The organism is Pontibacter populi (assembly GCF_019336435.1).
GTDB classification, from domain to species: domain Bacteria; phylum Bacteroidota; class Bacteroidia; order Cytophagales; family Hymenobacteraceae; genus Pontibacter; species Pontibacter humidus.
Window position 1 is genome coordinate 684,158 of the sequence record NZ_JAHWXQ010000001.1, and the last position, 15,151, is coordinate 699,308.

Consider the following 15,151-nt stretch of genomic DNA (forward strand, 5'->3'; position numbering starts at 1 on the left):
GACTCGCTGTTGCTAGATAGATGCATTAACCCACCCCTTTTTACCTCACCCCGGCCCTCTCCTAAAAACAGGAGAGGGAGTTTGTATTTAGTGCTATAGTTAGCGATTGTCATCCCCCTACCCCCTTCAAAGGGGGACTTTTCTGCTGCTACTTTTCAATGTGTCATTTCGGCCAGCGGGAGAAATCTGAATTTGCTATAGTTACGACTCAAGATAGGACAGGTTTACCTGTCCCTTCGAAACTAACACTACGATAAAGCTCGAGGTTTATCTTTCGAATCAACTATAGAAGTTGCTATCGAACTGATTTCAGTCTTTGGGTTGAGCGCCTTTGCTTTGTTGCGGTGCCGCCAGGCAGCCCGAGCAGAGCGAGGGAAGCAAGAAAGCAGCAGCGCGATGCCCGAAGACGAGGCCTCCCGGCCGTGAGGGCACCAAAGTTGGATTGAAACTGTGAGTGAGTAGAGCTCCCAGGATTAGGAGTAGTTTGAAAGGAAGTCTTGGTTCAAGTTGTAGTTGAGTCAACTATAAGCTGAGATAGATTTCTCGCTACACTCGAAATGACAAAAATAAACTATAAGACATATAAGATCCCTCACCCAGCGCTCGAGATAACATTACCATTTACACTTCTATAAAAGCATTTAGTAACTATAGTTTTCAGCGCAAGTATACTTTTAAGTGTAATTTAGAAGTTACATTCTATTAGCAACTAAAACTATGACAGATAAACCACACGAGCCATCCGAAGAAAAATACCTACACGGATATTCTACTGAAGAACAGCAGCGTCTTTACAAGCAGGCCCGCTTCATGGAAAACAAGATCTATTCTGATATTGATTTCTCGACGGTAACTAACCTGCTGGAAGTTGGCTGTGGCGTTGGCGCGCAATCAGAGATCCTGCTCCGCCGTTTCCCGCACCTTTTCTTAACCGGCATCGACTATTCTGACAAGCAGATTGAACAGGCACAGAATTTCCTGTCGTCGGTGCCTTACGCCAAAGACCGCTTTAAGCTGATGCAGGAAAATGCAATGGACATGAGCTTTACGTCGCAGGCTGAATTTGATGGCGCTTTTCTGTGCTGGGTGCTGGAACATATCCCTGACCCTGCCAGAGTGCTGTCAGAAGTGCGCCGTGTGCTGAAACCAGGCAGCCCCATCGTTATTACCGAAGTGCTGAACTCCAGCTTTTTTGTGGAGCCTTATTCGCCAAGCGTGCTGCAGTACTGGCTGCGATTCAATGATTTACAATACGACATGAGTGGCGACCCGTTTGTGGGCGGTAAATTAGGAAATCTGCTGCAATCAGTGGGTTACCAGCGCATCACCACTGAACCTAAAACGTTCCATTTGGACAGCCGAAACCCGGCCAAGCGCGCCGAAATGATCGCTTACTGGACAGAACTATTACTTAGCGGATTGCCACAACTACTGGAAGCCGGCTATGTAGATGCTGAACTGGCAGATAAAGTGAAAGAGGAAATGCACATTGTAGCCAAAAGCCCGAATGCGGTTTTCTTCTACACCTTTATACAGGCCAAAGCTTTCACGGCATAAATTAAAACCCCTGCAGAGATTAGCTGCAGGGGTTTTAATTTTTGGATACGCCTATAGCTTATATCTTCATCTTAATATTATAAGCCGTTCCCTTGTCTTCGTAGAAAATGTGAAAAAACTCTTCATCAAAAGAGGCAACTCTGAATGCTTTGTGTTTGCTGGCTCCTTCCAGGCTACCTTCTATAGTTAGTAAGCCGTTTTCCTCTTTTATACTTCTGAGTTTCAGAATCCTTTTAGAAGGGTAAACGCGTATGGAAGTGGTCGTCCCTGTGAAGTTGGCACTTTCTACTGCACTAAACTCCGTCTTACCTCCTATCCTGGCTTTAAACTTATTTATGTCCAGCACATCGGTGGAATACACCATACCCGTCAGGAACGATTCAGTAGGTTTAGAATATCTAACATTATTACTACCCCACGAACTTGCTTTTGTTGCCTCATTCTGCGTGATATAAACTAGATTCCCACCCATCATGGCTGCAAAGATCTTAAGACGTTTTTGCGCGCGGTCCTCTACCTGATTTAACGCTGAAAACATCGTATTGCCCTGAGCTATAGAGCTTGCTTCTCCCAGTTTCAGGAATCCGTTTACCTCGTTTTTTTCGAGTGTTATAGTTACATTCTCAAACGCATGCAGGTTGGCTACCTTTTTAGAGTGGGCTGATGGGGCAAATATTTCTTCCCTTCCAGACTTAAATACGATCTTCTGCACAGCGTTTTTGTAAACTGTGTTTATCAACTCCTCACCTGGGAAAGAGTATTTTACAAACTCAGGTGTGATCTCTTTAACAACACAAGGAATTTTAGAGGTGTGGGTATACACCGTGTCTACCTGCGCCATACAAAACGATACGCTTAACAGGAAGCTGGTCAATAAAAAAGCAAGAGTTTTCATAGGGAGTGGTTTTGAACTCTAAAGTTAATACATATAACATTAGGTATATATTTTTTTACACTCCCAGATAAGATTTCAGCTTTTCGTATTGTTCGGGCTTTATTATTTTGATCTGTTTAAGTTCTTCCACGCTCTCAAAGCGGCCATGTTGCTCGCGGTATGCAACTATAGCGCGGGCTAAATTTGATGTCATGTACGGGTGCGTGCGCAGTTCCTCTATAGTTGCAGTGTTCAGGTTAATTCTTGCCGGCGAATGTGCTTTTGCTACAAAGGTGTACTTGCTCAGGCTGTCTATTACTTCAGGCTGCAGGCCATAAACTTCGCGCAGCTGTTCTAAACTATAGAAGCCGCCCAGCCTGTCGCGGTACTTTACAATGCGTGCGGATAGCTTTCTACCAATGCCTCGTATCTGTTTGAGCTGTGCTGTATCGGCGGTATTGATATTGAAGGGTGCCAGCACAAAGCGTTCGCGCGGGCGATTCTCCCAGCCGGGTGCCGGGTGTGGCCGGCTGCTGCCAATACCTTTGCGGCTATAGTTGTCGGGTTTGGTTTCAGGCAGATCAATAAAAGGATAAAGCCGTTGGAAAACAGAATCCGGCATGCCATAGATCTTGCCCAGCTCTGCCCTGTAAGTAAAATCTCCTACCTTACTTCTATAGTTTAAAATGCGCTGCCCCAGGTATTTGGGCAACCCGAAACCCTGCCATTGCTCCAGCGAGAGCGTGTTGGGATTAAATCTATAAAGCGGAACGGTAGCTATAGTTTTCCGGCTTCGGTTATAGGTATCGGGCGCTTTCTCGAGCTGCGCTACCAGGCTATCGAGCAGTTGCTGGTCTGCAGGGTTGGCGCTTATAGGCTGGTTCGAATTATAGTTCCTGGAAAAAAGAAATGGTGCTGCCGTAAGCAGCACCATTATGGTTATCAGCCACAGAAAACCGTTTACCTCACGCTGCGAAAAGCCAAAGTAGTTACGGATCCAGAGCTTCAGTTTTCTCATGTGTTATGCCATCGGTTGCCGTCCCGGCTCATCATCGTTATCCAGGTACGAATCCGGCTCCGGTTTTGGTGGCGCATTTAAAACTCTATAGAAAAAATATACTGTTAATCCGGTTACCATAAACATGGTAACAAGCATGATAACAAGTGCTGATGTATTCATAAGTTCTTAAATTTTACCTTCTCTAACTCTCTTTTTATACGCCATATACACCAGCGCGGCGATGCTCAGGAACACTGCCACCAGCAGTATACGCGATGCATTCACAAAGAACAATGTCTCCTGAAGATGCTCCAGTACCGCTGGGTCTGTAGCTTCAGCTATCTGACGGTGAAGGCTGGTGTTCATCAATTTCTTAATGATAGAGCTGTCATCCAGTTCCCAGTTACCGCTTAATGCCGCTCCCCAGTCATTTCCTTTCGGAGTAATAAGCGCACCAATAAACACAAACAGTAAAAGTAACGGCGTTACAAACTTGATGATGAACTTATAGATACCCGGCACTTTAATATCAGAACCTGACATGATCTCGCGCCAGCCTTTATCAATACCGAATACCCATGCAAACAGGATAGACTCGAACAAGGCGAACACTACCAGCGATACCGTACCAGCCCAGTAGTCATATTCATCAAATACGCCATAGTGGAAGAATAGTACCGTAGGCATACCCAGTACCAGTACGATCAAACCGAATGACCAGGCAGCAGACTTACGTTTCCAGTTAAACTCATCCTGCAGGAAGCCCATCCATGGCGTACCCATCGCCAGCGACGAAGTGATACCGGCAAAGAACAGTAACCCGAACCACATAACCCCGGCAACAGCGCCCAGCACTTCGCCCCACTGCGTAAACAGGAATGGTAAGGTTTTAAAGGCAAGCCCAAGGCCACCAGACTGTACCAGTTCCGTTACACGGTCGATACCCAGGTAACCGATAGAGATCGGGATCAGGATAGAGGCACCCAGTACTACTTCCACAAATTCGTTCATCCAGCCAGCCGACATAGCATTTAGCGCGATATCGTCCTTAGATCTAACATAAGATGCGTAGCAATGGATTGTACCCATACCCACAGACAGGGTGAAGAAAATCTGACCCGCAGCTGCCAGCCAAACAGTTGGCGACCATAGTTGCGTATAGTCCGGCGTCCAGAGGTAGTTAAGGCCAACAGAGCTATCGTTAATAGCACCATCCTCACCGGCTGTAATAGTAAAGCCTTTATAGGCCAGGAACATACCAAATAAGATCAAAAGTGGCATACCTACTTTAGCCACACGCTCCACGCCACCGGCAAGACCCTGAGACAGGATCCAGGTGTTCAGCAGCAAGCAGATCACATAAAATACAACAGCCTCCAGCGGAATACCCAGTGTAGATTCGCCGATGCTCACATATGTGTTAAAGAAAGCGGCAACTCCCTCCTGGTCCATGCCATTAAAGGTACCGAGTACCGAGTGAACCACGTAAGAAAGTGTCCAGGACTCGATGTAGCAATAGTAAGCTGCCACGGCAATGTTTGTCCAGATACCGAACACGCCAATGTATTTCCAGAGGCGGTGTTTACCCATCGTATCCAGAATGTAAGGAGTAGAGTGATTTCCGAATCTACCCCCGAAACGGCCCATAGACCATTCGATCCACAAAAGTGGAATACCCATTACCAAAAAGCATACTAAGTAAGGGATGATAAACGCGCCACCACCGTTCTGTACAGCCTGTACCGGAAACCTTAGAAAGTTACCGAGACCAACAGCATTACCGGCCATGGCCAGAATGAGACCCACTCGGGAGCCCCAGGATTCTTTGTTAGCACTCATAAAAAAGGTAGAAGTTGATTAGTTTAGTTAGGTTGTTAAGTGTGTAGTATTCTGACTTTAAGCTTACAATTTAGGGATTGCCTCCGAAAGTGCCATATTAAATTCCATATTTTTAATATTTCACCGACTAAACGGAGCTTTCTCCTGACGAATCTGGAAACTGCTATTGAGCAGCCTGTTCGGCCACAACCTGTATGCCTTCTGCAAAAGTATGCGGTAAGTAGCCCAGGTCTTTTTTAGCTTTCGTGATAATGAATCCGGTTTTGGGTGGGCGTTTTGCCGGTTGTGTAAAGGTGCTACCGTCAGCCTTATCTATTAGCGATTTGTCCAGGCTAAAGTAATCGGCTACCTGCAGGGCCATGTCATAGGGCGTCAGCATTTCGGAACCTGAGATATGGTATATTCCTTCCGCGTCGTGCTTTGCGGCAAGCCAGCAGCCTTGGGCAAGGTCCTCAGCCAGTGTAGGCGTCCTGAACTGGTCATCCACTACTTTAATTACTTTGCCAGCCTGTAAACTATCGCGTACCCACAGCACAATGTTGGTACGACCATAGTCGTGAGCTACGCCGTACACCAGCACCGTGCGCAATATGGCCCATTTGCATCTGGCCTTCTTCACAATTTCTTCGGCCAGGCGCTTGGTTTCGCCATAAAAATTCACCGGGTTTGCTTTGGCATCTTCGCTGTAAGGTCCGTCTTCGCCATCAAAAATAAAGTCGGTGCTTACATGTATCAGATGCACGTTATATTTTTCGCAGGCATCCACTAAAAACTGAACGGCATCCCGGTTCAGCAGCAAGGCGCCTTCATGGTCTGTTTCGCACTGGTCCACGTTGGTCATGGCGGCAGTGTGTATGATGTGCGTTGGCCGGAACTGGCTGATCACTTCCTCTACCTGCGCTTTAACCGTCACATCCATCGAAGCAAAGGGCAGCGCCGGAACTATAGTTGCCAGTTTGTTTTCGCCGCGGCTGGTTGCCAGCACTTCCACATCAGGTTGGTTGAGTAATAGTTCTGCTAGTTTTTGCCCCAGAAGCCCGTTAGAGCCTGTTATCAGTATTCGTTTCATAGTCAGGGTTAAGCAGACGGCTGGTTATAGTTGTATTTATATTTCTTGGCGATCTTCTTTTTCTTCACGCTCTCTACAGTCACCTTCATTTTGATATCCGTAAGCGGTCGGTCGCGCTGGTTTTTTGGCTGTTCTGCAATTTTATCGATCACGTCTAACCCATCTACTACCTGTCCGAAAACGGTGTAAGCTTCGTCCAGCATTGGAGTGCCATCATGATTCTCCACTATATAGAACTGCGAGCCGCTCGACTCTTTCATTGGGTTTACCTGGTCGCCCATTCTGGCAGCAGCCACAGCACCACGCACATGTTTATGAATTGGGTTGATTTCGGCAGGAATGGTATAGCCCGGGTTGCCAGAGCCATCGTTGTTTGGGTTATCGTCTTTGCTGTTCGGGTCGCCGCCCTGTATCATAAAGCCATCAATTATACGATGGAAAGTAGTGCCATCGTAAAAGCCCTCTTTCGCCAGTTTCAGAAAGTTCTCTCTATGCTTCGGCGTGTCCTCGAAAAGCACGAGTTTTATATCGCCTTGTGGGGTGCTTATAGTTACCAGTTGGTCTTTGCCTTTCAGTTTCTGGGCAGATACAAGGGTGGGAGTTAAAAACAGCAGCGCAACTATAGCGCAGAGCATATTCCGTAGTTTCATAGTTAGTATAGTTTTCCGAAGCTTGAAGATTCCCATTTTTTCGCTGTAATCCAAACTGAACTAAGATTTTCAAGATTTATAGGATTTTAGAATTAGTGGTCTGAATCGGGATTGACCAGGGATTTTCCTGATTAGACATGATGCTATCTCTACCGCAAATTTAGCGCAAGCATACCTTGTGGTTAAACATGGTGCTAATTTACAACTGGCATTCAGCTCGAGCAGGAAAAGACAGTTAGCTGAAACCTATTTATATAAAGAACTATAGTTGTGATAATTACCATGGCGCGAGCGTCTTCGCTCGTGTCGACTATAGTTGGTCTCTTCAAACTCAACACCATAAAAAGACACGAGCTACAAGCTCGCGCCAGCATAGGACAGCATAGTTTATACCAAACTATAGTTGCGGTCATCGCTAACCTTGCTTTTTCAAAGCAAAGCAAGTTGAAAACTTGCTGCCATACAAAGCCACAAGTTACACTCCGTTAAACTTGCGGCAGAAATTGTATCCTGTTAAACCCAGGTATCCTGATTCAGACAAAAAAAGAGGCGCACCATGGTGCGCCTCTTTCATATTTAGGTAGTACCTGTTAAACTACAGTTTAGCTTCGGTGCTCTCTTATTTCTCTCAATATCTCCACACCACCCTGGCCAAGTATGGTTTCAGCCAGTTTCACACCTATAGTTTCGGCTTCTGTAATGGGAGCTTCATATACTTCGTAGAGGTGGCGCTGGCCATCTAAACTAACTATACCACCCTGCACCTGCAGGTTATTATCATCTATGAGCGTAGCCAGCACAAACGACGGAATACTGCAACCTCCTTCCATTGTTCTCAGGAAAGCACGTTCGGCCAGCAGGCAATGATGTGTTTCTTCGTGATCTACGGCTTCTTTAATAGCAGCTTTCAGCTCGGCATTCATATCTCGGGCACATTCTATGGCAACACTTCCCTGGCCTGCAGCCGGTACAAACTGGTTTTCCGGGAAAATGTGCACGATCAGGTTATCGTACTCCATTCGGTGCACACCAGCATAAGCCAGCATCAGGGCTTCAAACTGTCCGTCTTCCAGCTTCTTTAAGCGAGTTTGCAGGTTACCGCGCGACTCGCCGGTTACTACATTCGGGTAAAACTTGTTGAGTAGCGCACGACGGCGCGTAGAAGATGTTCCGATTTTAGCGTTGCTTCCTGGCTCCAGCTTAAAGTCAGGATTTAATGACAGCAGTACATCGTTTACTTTTTCGCGCTCCATAAAAGCCAGTAGTTCCAGCCCTTCCGGTAACGTAGACTGTACATCTTTTGCGCTGTGCACGGCAATGTCGATGCTGCCATCGCGCAGGCCATCTTCCAGTTCTTCGGTAAATACGCCTTTTGAGCCAAGCTTATCCAGCGATTTATCCAGCATCTGGTCACCTTTGGTACTGATAATAACAATTTCGGTAGCAAAACCTGCAGCCTGTAGTTTATCGGCTACGGCATTTGCCTGCCAAAGCGCCAGTTTGCTGCCGCGTGTACCAATATTTATGATTTTATCTTTTATAGTTGTCTGCATGATTCTGTTTAATAGTTTCCGCGCAGGAAATGTGCAATCTGTATAGAACTATCCACAAAAACAATTTTGGGATTGGCATTTCGCTCGATGTGGTAATGGGCCTGGTTCAGTTCTTCGGCCATGCGTGTGCCATTTTCCGCATTCATCAGCTTCGAGAAATCCTGTACAAACTTCATCTCATCTGCTGGCAAATAGGTTATCAGGCTGGCATCTACGCCATACAACATCACCTTCCGGAAAAGGTTAAGTGCATACAGCAAAAAGTTCTTCTGGTTTTCGCGGCCCAGCTTCTGGAAATCCTCACTCATGTCAATCAGCTCGCCAAACTTATAACCAAAGCAGCTGCGCATCCAGCTCAAAAAGAAACTGAAATAGTCGGAGCTAACTTCTGAAAGCAGGTTGGCAGCCATGTTCAGGTTGCCTTCTGCCAGTTGTGCTACCTGATAAGCCGCAGTAGGCTCGGTGCTATAGTTTTGCTGCAGCCAGGTTATTACTTCCTGTTCGGTAAAATTGCGTACCTGCACTATCTGCGTACGCGAGGTTATAGTTGCCAGCAGCTTATCCGATTGTTGCGACACCAGTAGGAACAAAGTTTTAGCTGGTGGCTCTTCGAGTAACTTAAGGAGCGCGTTGGCTGCAAACGGGTGCATCAGCTCGGGCAACCAGATCAGCACAATTTTATAGTCGCCTTCAAACGCCTTCAGCGATACAAGCTTTACCAGCTGTCGGCTTTCTTCTTTTGAAATGGCTCCCTGCTTGTTCTCGGCCCCAATATGTTGCATCCACTCGTTCAGGCCCTGGTACGGATTTGCCAGCACGAACTCACGCCAAAGCGGCAGGAAATTCTGGCTAAGCGCATCTTTTGCCGCTATATTTTTAGTTGCTGTAACCGGCATCACGAAATTGAAATCCGGGTGCACCAGTTTGTTCATTTTCGTGCAGCTGCCACATATTCCACATGAATCATTAGACTGCTTATCTTCGCAGTTGATGTAGGTGGCATAAGCCAGTGCCAGTGCCAAGTTCGCACTCCCCTCCTTGCCCAGAAACAGCTGCGCATGCGCCACATGGTTCTGTTGCACAGAGTTTAAAAGCATCTGCTTGGTTTCCTGGTGTCCGAGTATCTGAGAGAACTGCACGGTTATAGTTAATAAGTTAGAAAGTTTGGAAGTTAGAAAGTTGATTCAGTTTAGGAGTTAGCGAGTTTAGGAGTTTGTGAGTTATTAATCCAGCAAATCCTTTAATCCTGTAAACCCTGATTCTGACAATCAACAATTTAGCAATTCAACAATTAAACCTTAGCGTCCCACACCCTATACTGCTGGGTTTGGTTGAAGATTTCGGTCAGGATCGCTTTTTCGGTTTCGTCTAGAGCTTTGTGGCGGCGTTCCATTACTTTTTCGGCTACTTCGTACACTTTGCGCAACTGGTACGTTTCGAAACCGGAAGCACCGCCCCAGCTAAACGAAGGCACAAAGTTGCGCGGGAAGCCGGTTCCGAAAATATTGGCGCTAACACCTACTACCGTGCCCGTATTAAACATGGTATTGATACCGCACTTGCTATGGTCGCCCATAATTAAACCGCAGAACTGCTCGCCTGTATTTTTAAAACCACCACGTGCATAGTTCCATAGTTTAACCTGTGCATAGTTGTTTTTCAGGTTTGATGTGTTGGTATCGGCCCCCAGGTTACACCACTCGCCAATAACTGAGTTGCCCAAAAAGCCATCGTGCCCTTTGTTAGAGTAGCCCAGGATAACCGATGCACTGATTTCGCCACCTACTTTAGACTGCGGACCAACCGTTACATCGCCGCGCATTTTAGCACCCATGTTTACGTGGCTGCCTTCGCAGAGCGCAAACGGACCTTTTATAAGCGCGCCTTCCTGCACCTGTGCATTTCTACCAATATAGATCGGGCCATCTTCCGCATTTAAAACTGCTGCTCTTATTTTGGCACCTTCTTCAATAAAAATATTCTCTTCGTTATAAACAGCTGTAAACTTATCATTTACCGGCTGGCTCTTGCGGCCTTTGGTAAGCAGTTTAAAATCGCTTCGTATCTCGCGGCCATTGTGCACGAATATCTCCCACACTTCCCTGATCATCAGCACTTCGCCTTCAAAGGTCAGTTTTTGAGTCTGGCCTGCCCGTTCTATCAGCTCAACCAGGTTTTCCAGTTGTTCGCTGCCGCCGTTAAAAGCAACGAGCGTATCACCTTTCCAGAACGATTCTCCATAAGCCAGATTCTTCAGCTCATCTATCAGTTCCACCGAAGGGATAACAGCGCCGTTAATATAACAGTTATGCGAGCTATCGAAATAAGGAATATACTTCGCCTTCAGGTATTCCTGGGTAAGCGAAGAAACAACCTGCCTTGTAAGCTCTTGCCATTTTTCAGCTATGGTTAGAATACCTGTTCGGATTTCTGCCACCGGACGTGTAAATGTAAGCGGCAACAGGTTCTGCCGGATAACCGGATCGTCGAAGAGAATGATGTTCATAGAGCAAAAATAAAAAAGTCTTCCCGAAAAATACGGAAAGACTCTTTAAGAAACGTTTTAACCGGGCGGAACCGCTTACTTTTTCTTGTAACGTGTGTTGAATTTCTCTACACGGCCAGCAGTATCCACGAAAATGTTTTTACCAGTATAGAAAGGGTGTGATGCAGAAGAAACTTCCACTTTAACTACCGGATATGTTTTGCCGTCTTCCATGGTGATTGTCTCATCAGAGTTCATGGTAGAACGCGTGATAAATTTGAAATCACTCGTCATATCCTGGAAAACCACCTCTCTGTACTCTGGGTGAATGCCTTTTTTCATTATTATAAACGTTTATTAACCTTAATTTCTGAATCGGACTGCAAATTTAACAACAATTTCTAAATTTAAAACGCTACTAACCAAATTATTTTACACTTAGGCTAAATTAGTGTGCTGCTGCGAATTATCTTTTAACTTTGCTTTAGCTATAAGGGTACCAACCAACCATACACCATGACACATCCGCACCAACACCTGATACTGGACCAGACGCAGATAAAGCAGAAAGTAAAGCGCATGGCCTACGAGATTTACGAACACAATTTCGAGGAGCAGGACCTGGTGCTGGCTGGCATCCACGAAAACGGATCTTTACTTGCCGACATGCTGGCTACACAGCTGCGCAGTATTTCGCCAATAAACGTACAGCTGCTAACTATAAAACTAAATAAGGTAAGCCCCCTGGAAGTACCTGTAGTTCTGGAGCCCGAAACTATAACTATAGCCGGTAAGGTAGTAATTATAGTGGATGATGTGTTAAATACAGGAAAAACGCTGGCTTATACGCTAACCTCCTTCCTGCCACAAAACCCTAAAAAAGTAGAGATCGCTACATTGGTAAACCGCCACCACACCTTGTACCCGGTAGCGGCCACTTACACCGGTTTATCGCTGGCAACTACCCTGCGCGAGCATGTGGAAGTTGTGTTGCAGGATGAAGTAGCGGCATATCTGCATTAATTTAATTGCTGAATTGTTGAGGATTAAATTGTTACTACACAAAAGCAGGGTAGAATACGATTACCGTTTCAATTTCAAACATTGCCAATCAACTGTATAGTTGCTTTAGCAAACAATCCACAACACCTGCATTTAAACAACTAACAATTTAGCCATCAACAATTAATCAACTTAGCCCATGACATCAAAAGACGACTACCTGTTACACTCCTGGCCAAAACAGCAGGCAAAGGGTAAAATAACGTACATGGCGCTTCATGCGCTTATTTATGGTTTCCTTGTCGGATTCCTCTCGCTGATGTTTGGACTTGGCGATGCCCCCTTGATGGAAATGGTCTTTTCGTTAGAATTCCTGGCGAAACTGGTGTTGTTTTTAATTATTGGCCTGATGATGGCAAACTATAAATGGAAATCCAACAGCAGGAAATACGATGAATTAAGGCGCCAGAGCGAGCAGCAGCCCGAATCACAACTATAAACTATAAAATCCGGTATTCCTCCGCTGGGACAAGCTTAAATTAATATTACCGCTTTAGCCATAGTTTGTCTCTTTCCAAAAACAATCAACAATTCAACAATCAACAATTAAACCATGAAAGAGCTTTGCTTTGCTACCAACAACCGGAATAAAATTGCTGAAGTTAGCCAGATGCTGGAAGGAAAGTATAAGCTGTTGAGCCTGGAAGATATTGGCTGCCACGAAGAACTGGCCGAAGACCAGGACACCCTGGAAGGCAACTCGCGCCAGAAAGCCAGCTATGTATGGGAGAACTATCAGGTAAACTGCTTTGCCGACGACACCGGTCTGGAAGTAGATGCCCTTTGCGGCGAACCGGGTGTTTACTCTGCCCGCTATGCCGGCCCGCAACGCTCCGACACCGATAATATAAACAAATTGCTCCTAAGCCTGCAGGGCCAGGATAACCGCCGTGCCCGTTTCCGCACCTCTATCACACTATACCTAGACAACCAGGAATACCAGTTTGAAGGCATCGTGAACGGAACTATAGCACATGAATACAAAGGCAACAAAGGCTTTGGCTACGACCCGGTTTTTATACCTGAGGGCCACGAAAAGACTTTTGCCGAGATGAGTTCCGAAGAGAAAAACGCGATCAGCCATCGTGGCAGAGCTATGCAAAAACTAATTAGTTTTCTGCAGGCGCAATAGAAACTATAAATTTATTGGCTTAGTTATGGTCTTGTGCCTTTTATTCTCTTAATTTTGTATTCTGAAACCATAGCTTCCAATGCAAAAGCCATATATCGTCGGGATTACAGGAGGTAGTGCTTCAGGAAAAACAACTTTTTTGAACAAGCTACTGACATCTTTTTCACCAGAGAATGTCTGCCTGATCTCTCAGGACAATTATTACAAATCACGCGAACACCAGACCTGCGACACCAACGGGGTTACTAATTTCGACCTTCCTTCCTGTATAGACGAAGTGGCGTATGCCCACGACGTACTGCGAGTGAGCCAGGGTGAAACCGTTTACCGGACCGAATATACTTTTAATAACCCCAACGTAGTGCCAAAACAGCTGGAATTCAGACCGGCACCTATAGTTGTAGTGGAAGGTATTTTTGTGTTTTACTTTGAGGAAATAGCTAAACTGCTTGACCTGAAAGTGTACATCGATGCCAAAGAGTATATAAAACTGCAGCGCCGTATAGTTCGCGACAAAGTAGAGCGCGGCTACGACCTGGACGACGTACTATACCGCTACACACACCATGTAGCGCCTACCTACGAAAAATATATTAAGCCCTATAAAAACGACGCTGATATTATTATCCCGAATAATAATAACTTTGAAAAAGGACTGGAGGTACTAACCACTTTCCTTAACTCAAAAATAAAGTAAACTATGAGGCACAGGTTCGCAGTAATTGGTTTGGGTATTTTTGGCAACTCCATTGCCCGCACGCTGGCTGAGCGTGGCGCCGAAGTACTTGCTATTGATGCTGAAGAAGAACATGTAGAAGACATTAAAGACGATGTTGCCTACGCTGTTGCCTTAGATGCGACCGATATCCGTGCCCTGGAAGCGCAGAACATACAGGACATGGAAGCTGTGATTGTAGCCATTGGCGAGGACTTTGAAGCCTTGCTTATAACAACGGCCAACCTACAGGAGCTTAACGTTAAACGCGTAATTACCCGCGCCTCCAACAAACAACAGCGCCGCATCCTGGAAAAAATGGGTGTGCAGGAAATTCTGTCGCCGGAAGGGGAAGTTGGTAAGACCGTAGCTGAACGCCTGCTGCAACCGAGCATCCGCACATTCCTGCCCTTGCCCGACAACTATGAAATTGTGGAGATCAATACGCCTCGTGGTATTGCCAACAAAAGCCTGGCTACAATATCGCTCCGCGAGAAGTATAACCTGAACATGATAACTATAAAGCGCTCTTTTGAGGAAATACAGGACGGCAAGCCAACTCAGGTAGAGCACATCATCGGCGTACCTAAAGCCGATACTATCATCTACTCTTCCGATATCCTGATCCTGATCGGGAAAAAGCACGATGTAAAGCGTTTTATTGAAGTAAACCGCTAACGATTTTATTTTTAAAGGAAAGAAGTTACATTTGTAACTACACATGCCGCAAACCAAAACTATAGCACAACAACTCAGATATCTTTTGATGTCGGTAACCCTGCTTTGGGCGCTTATGCTCAATGGCCAGGAGGTGCGTGCCTATACGTTGCCAGCGGCTGATACCACAGAGCAGGGCACTACAAAACTTGCCCACGCTCCTCAGAAAAAGACAGTTGTAAAACAGAAGGTATCGTTAGAGGCTACCACCTCTTTTGTAACCTTAAACCTGCAGCAGGCTACTTTGCCTGCCCCGCTGCACGCTTTTGCAGCCCCAACCGACGAAGTTCTGCCAGCCCAGACTGCCTTACCTTCAGGTAATGGTTTTGTGGCACAGCTTTTTCCTACAACTATACAGCCCAACGCTCCTTAGGCTGCACAATTACCCTTCTTTATTCTAAGAACAGCTTTCCGTGCAAGGTAAATACTTCAGACGGAACGCGTTGTAGTGGCATTCAGTTATCTATAAGATACACTGGTTTGCAGACACTTATACAG

At 45.9% G+C, this 15,151-nt stretch carries 17 protein-coding genes; 7 read left to right on the forward strand and 10 right to left on the reverse strand.

What is annotated here, in order from left to right:
- The first annotated feature begins 717 nt into the window (after positions 1–717).
- Positions 718–1,557, forward strand: coding sequence for a class I SAM-dependent methyltransferase (locus tag KYK27_RS02810; protein WP_199108533.1), 840 nt, complete (start codon positions 718–720; stop codon positions 1,555–1,557).
- A gap of 58 nt (positions 1,558–1,615) precedes the next feature.
- Here KYK27_RS02810 and KYK27_RS02815 read toward each other — a convergent pair whose 3' ends face one another.
- The 10 genes from KYK27_RS02815 to KYK27_RS02860 all read right to left on the reverse strand — a co-directional run bounded on the left by KYK27_RS02815 (position 1,616) and on the right by KYK27_RS02860 (position 11,369).
- Positions 1,616–2,452 carry a hypothetical protein gene (locus KYK27_RS02815; protein ID WP_199108534.1) on the reverse strand — a complete coding sequence of 279 codons (837 nt, stop codon included), beginning with the start codon at positions 2,450–2,452 and terminating at the stop codon, positions 1,616–1,618.
- Between the two features lie 55 nt (positions 2,453–2,507).
- Complete coding sequence (locus KYK27_RS02820; protein WP_199108535.1) at positions 2,508–3,449, reverse strand: helix-hairpin-helix domain-containing protein; 942 nt, start codon at positions 3,447–3,449, stop codon at positions 2,508–2,510.
- Between the two features lie 3 nt (positions 3,450–3,452).
- On the reverse strand, positions 3,453–3,611 hold the full coding sequence (locus KYK27_RS02825) for a hypothetical protein (protein WP_199108536.1): 159 nt from the start codon (positions 3,609–3,611) through the stop codon (positions 3,453–3,455).
- Between the two features lie 6 nt (positions 3,612–3,617).
- Positions 3,618–5,270: a sodium-dependent transporter gene (locus tag KYK27_RS02830; protein WP_199108537.1), complete on the reverse strand. Its 1,653-nt coding sequence runs from the start codon at positions 5,268–5,270 to the stop codon at positions 3,618–3,620.
- A 163-nt stretch (positions 5,271–5,433) separates the two neighbouring features.
- A complete protein-coding gene (locus KYK27_RS02835) occupies positions 5,434–6,339 on the reverse strand; it encodes an SDR family oxidoreductase (RefSeq protein ID WP_199108538.1) in 906 nt (301 codons plus the stop codon).
- A gap of 8 nt (positions 6,340–6,347) precedes the next feature.
- On the reverse strand, positions 6,348–6,989 hold the full coding sequence (locus KYK27_RS02840; protein ID WP_199108539.1) for a peptidylprolyl isomerase: 642 nt from the start codon (positions 6,987–6,989) through the stop codon (positions 6,348–6,350).
- Between the two features lie 602 nt (positions 6,990–7,591).
- On the reverse strand, positions 7,592–8,542 hold the full coding sequence (hemC, locus tag KYK27_RS02845) for a hydroxymethylbilane synthase (RefSeq protein ID WP_199108540.1): 951 nt from the start codon (positions 8,540–8,542) through the stop codon (positions 7,592–7,594).
- 8 nt (positions 8,543–8,550) lie between these two features.
- Positions 8,551–9,681: an ATP-binding protein gene (locus KYK27_RS02850; protein WP_199108541.1), complete on the reverse strand. Its 1,131-nt coding sequence runs from the start codon at positions 9,679–9,681 to the stop codon at positions 8,551–8,553.
- Positions 9,682–9,833: 152 nt separating this feature from the next.
- Positions 9,834–11,048, reverse strand: a complete 1,215-nt coding sequence (locus tag KYK27_RS02855; protein WP_199108542.1) for a GlmU family protein — start codon at positions 11,046–11,048, stop codon at positions 9,834–9,836.
- A 75-nt stretch (positions 11,049–11,123) separates the two neighbouring features.
- Complete coding sequence (locus tag KYK27_RS02860) at positions 11,124–11,369, reverse strand: type B 50S ribosomal protein L31 (protein ID WP_162427613.1); 246 nt, start codon at positions 11,367–11,369, stop codon at positions 11,124–11,126.
- 174 nt (positions 11,370–11,543) lie between these two features.
- On the opposite strand from KYK27_RS02860, the gene KYK27_RS02865 reads away from it, so the two are divergent.
- The 6 genes from KYK27_RS02865 (at position 11,544) to KYK27_RS02890 (ending at position 15,026) form a co-directional block, all read left to right on the forward strand.
- Entirely contained in the window at positions 11,544–12,050 is a 507-nt protein-coding gene (locus KYK27_RS02865) for a phosphoribosyltransferase family protein (protein WP_199108543.1), read from the forward strand.
- Positions 12,051–12,228: 178 nt separating this feature from the next.
- On the forward strand, positions 12,229–12,528 hold the full coding sequence (locus tag KYK27_RS02870) for a hypothetical protein (RefSeq protein ID WP_199108544.1): 300 nt from the start codon (positions 12,229–12,231) through the stop codon (positions 12,526–12,528).
- 114 nt (positions 12,529–12,642) lie between these two features.
- A complete protein-coding gene (locus tag KYK27_RS02875; RefSeq protein WP_199108545.1) occupies positions 12,643–13,221 on the forward strand; it encodes a non-canonical purine NTP diphosphatase in 579 nt (192 codons plus the stop codon).
- 79 nt (positions 13,222–13,300) lie between these two features.
- Positions 13,301–13,918 (forward strand): uridine kinase, encoded by a 618-nt coding sequence (locus tag KYK27_RS02880; RefSeq protein ID WP_199108546.1) that lies wholly within the window; start codon positions 13,301–13,303, stop codon positions 13,916–13,918.
- A 3-nt stretch (positions 13,919–13,921) separates the two neighbouring features.
- Positions 13,922–14,614, forward strand: coding sequence for a potassium channel family protein (locus KYK27_RS02885; RefSeq protein WP_199108547.1), 693 nt, complete (start codon positions 13,922–13,924; stop codon positions 14,612–14,614).
- Between the two features lie 43 nt (positions 14,615–14,657).
- On the forward strand, positions 14,658–15,026 hold the full coding sequence (locus KYK27_RS02890; RefSeq protein WP_233150222.1) for an RNA methyltransferase: 369 nt from the start codon (positions 14,658–14,660) through the stop codon (positions 15,024–15,026).
- Positions 15,027–15,151: the final 125 nt, after the last annotated feature.

Coding starts and splice junctions, on each gene's coding strand:
- KYK27_RS02810 (WP_199108533.1), top strand. CDS start 718: ATGACAGATAAACCACACGAGCCATCCGAAGAAAAATACCTACACGGA.
- KYK27_RS02815 (WP_199108534.1), bottom strand. CDS start 2,452: ATGAAAACTCTTGCTTTTTTATTGACCAGCTTCCTGTTAAGCGTATCG.
- KYK27_RS02820 (WP_199108535.1), bottom strand. CDS start 3,449: ATGAGAAAACTGAAGCTCTGGATCCGTAACTACTTTGGCTTTTCGCAG.
- KYK27_RS02825 (WP_199108536.1), bottom strand. CDS start 3,611: ATGAATACATCAGCACTTGTTATCATGCTTGTTACCATGTTTATGGTA.
- KYK27_RS02830 (WP_199108537.1), bottom strand. CDS start 5,270: ATGAGTGCTAACAAAGAATCCTGGGGCTCCCGAGTGGGTCTCATTCTG.
- KYK27_RS02835 (WP_199108538.1), bottom strand. CDS start 6,339: ATGAAACGAATACTGATAACAGGCTCTAACGGGCTTCTGGGGCAAAAA.
- KYK27_RS02840 (WP_199108539.1), bottom strand. CDS start 6,989: ATGAAACTACGGAATATGCTCTGCGCTATAGTTGCGCTGCTGTTTTTA.
- hemC (WP_199108540.1), bottom strand. CDS start 8,542: ATGCAGACAACTATAAAAGATAAAATCATAAATATTGGTACACGCGGC.
- KYK27_RS02855 (WP_199108542.1), bottom strand. CDS start 11,048: ATGAACATCATTCTCTTCGACGATCCGGTTATCCGGCAGAACCTGTTG.
- KYK27_RS02860 (WP_162427613.1), bottom strand. CDS start 11,369: ATGAAAAAAGGCATTCACCCAGAGTACAGAGAGGTGGTTTTCCAGGAT.
- KYK27_RS02865 (WP_199108543.1), top strand. CDS start 11,544: ATGACACATCCGCACCAACACCTGATACTGGACCAGACGCAGATAAAG.
- KYK27_RS02870 (WP_199108544.1), top strand. CDS start 12,229: ATGACATCAAAAGACGACTACCTGTTACACTCCTGGCCAAAACAGCAG.
- KYK27_RS02875 (WP_199108545.1), top strand. CDS start 12,643: ATGAAAGAGCTTTGCTTTGCTACCAACAACCGGAATAAAATTGCTGAA.
- KYK27_RS02880 (WP_199108546.1), top strand. CDS start 13,301: ATGCAAAAGCCATATATCGTCGGGATTACAGGAGGTAGTGCTTCAGGA.
- KYK27_RS02885 (WP_199108547.1), top strand. CDS start 13,922: ATGAGGCACAGGTTCGCAGTAATTGGTTTGGGTATTTTTGGCAACTCC.
- KYK27_RS02890 (WP_233150222.1), top strand. CDS start 14,658: ATGCCGCAAACCAAAACTATAGCACAACAACTCAGATATCTTTTGATG.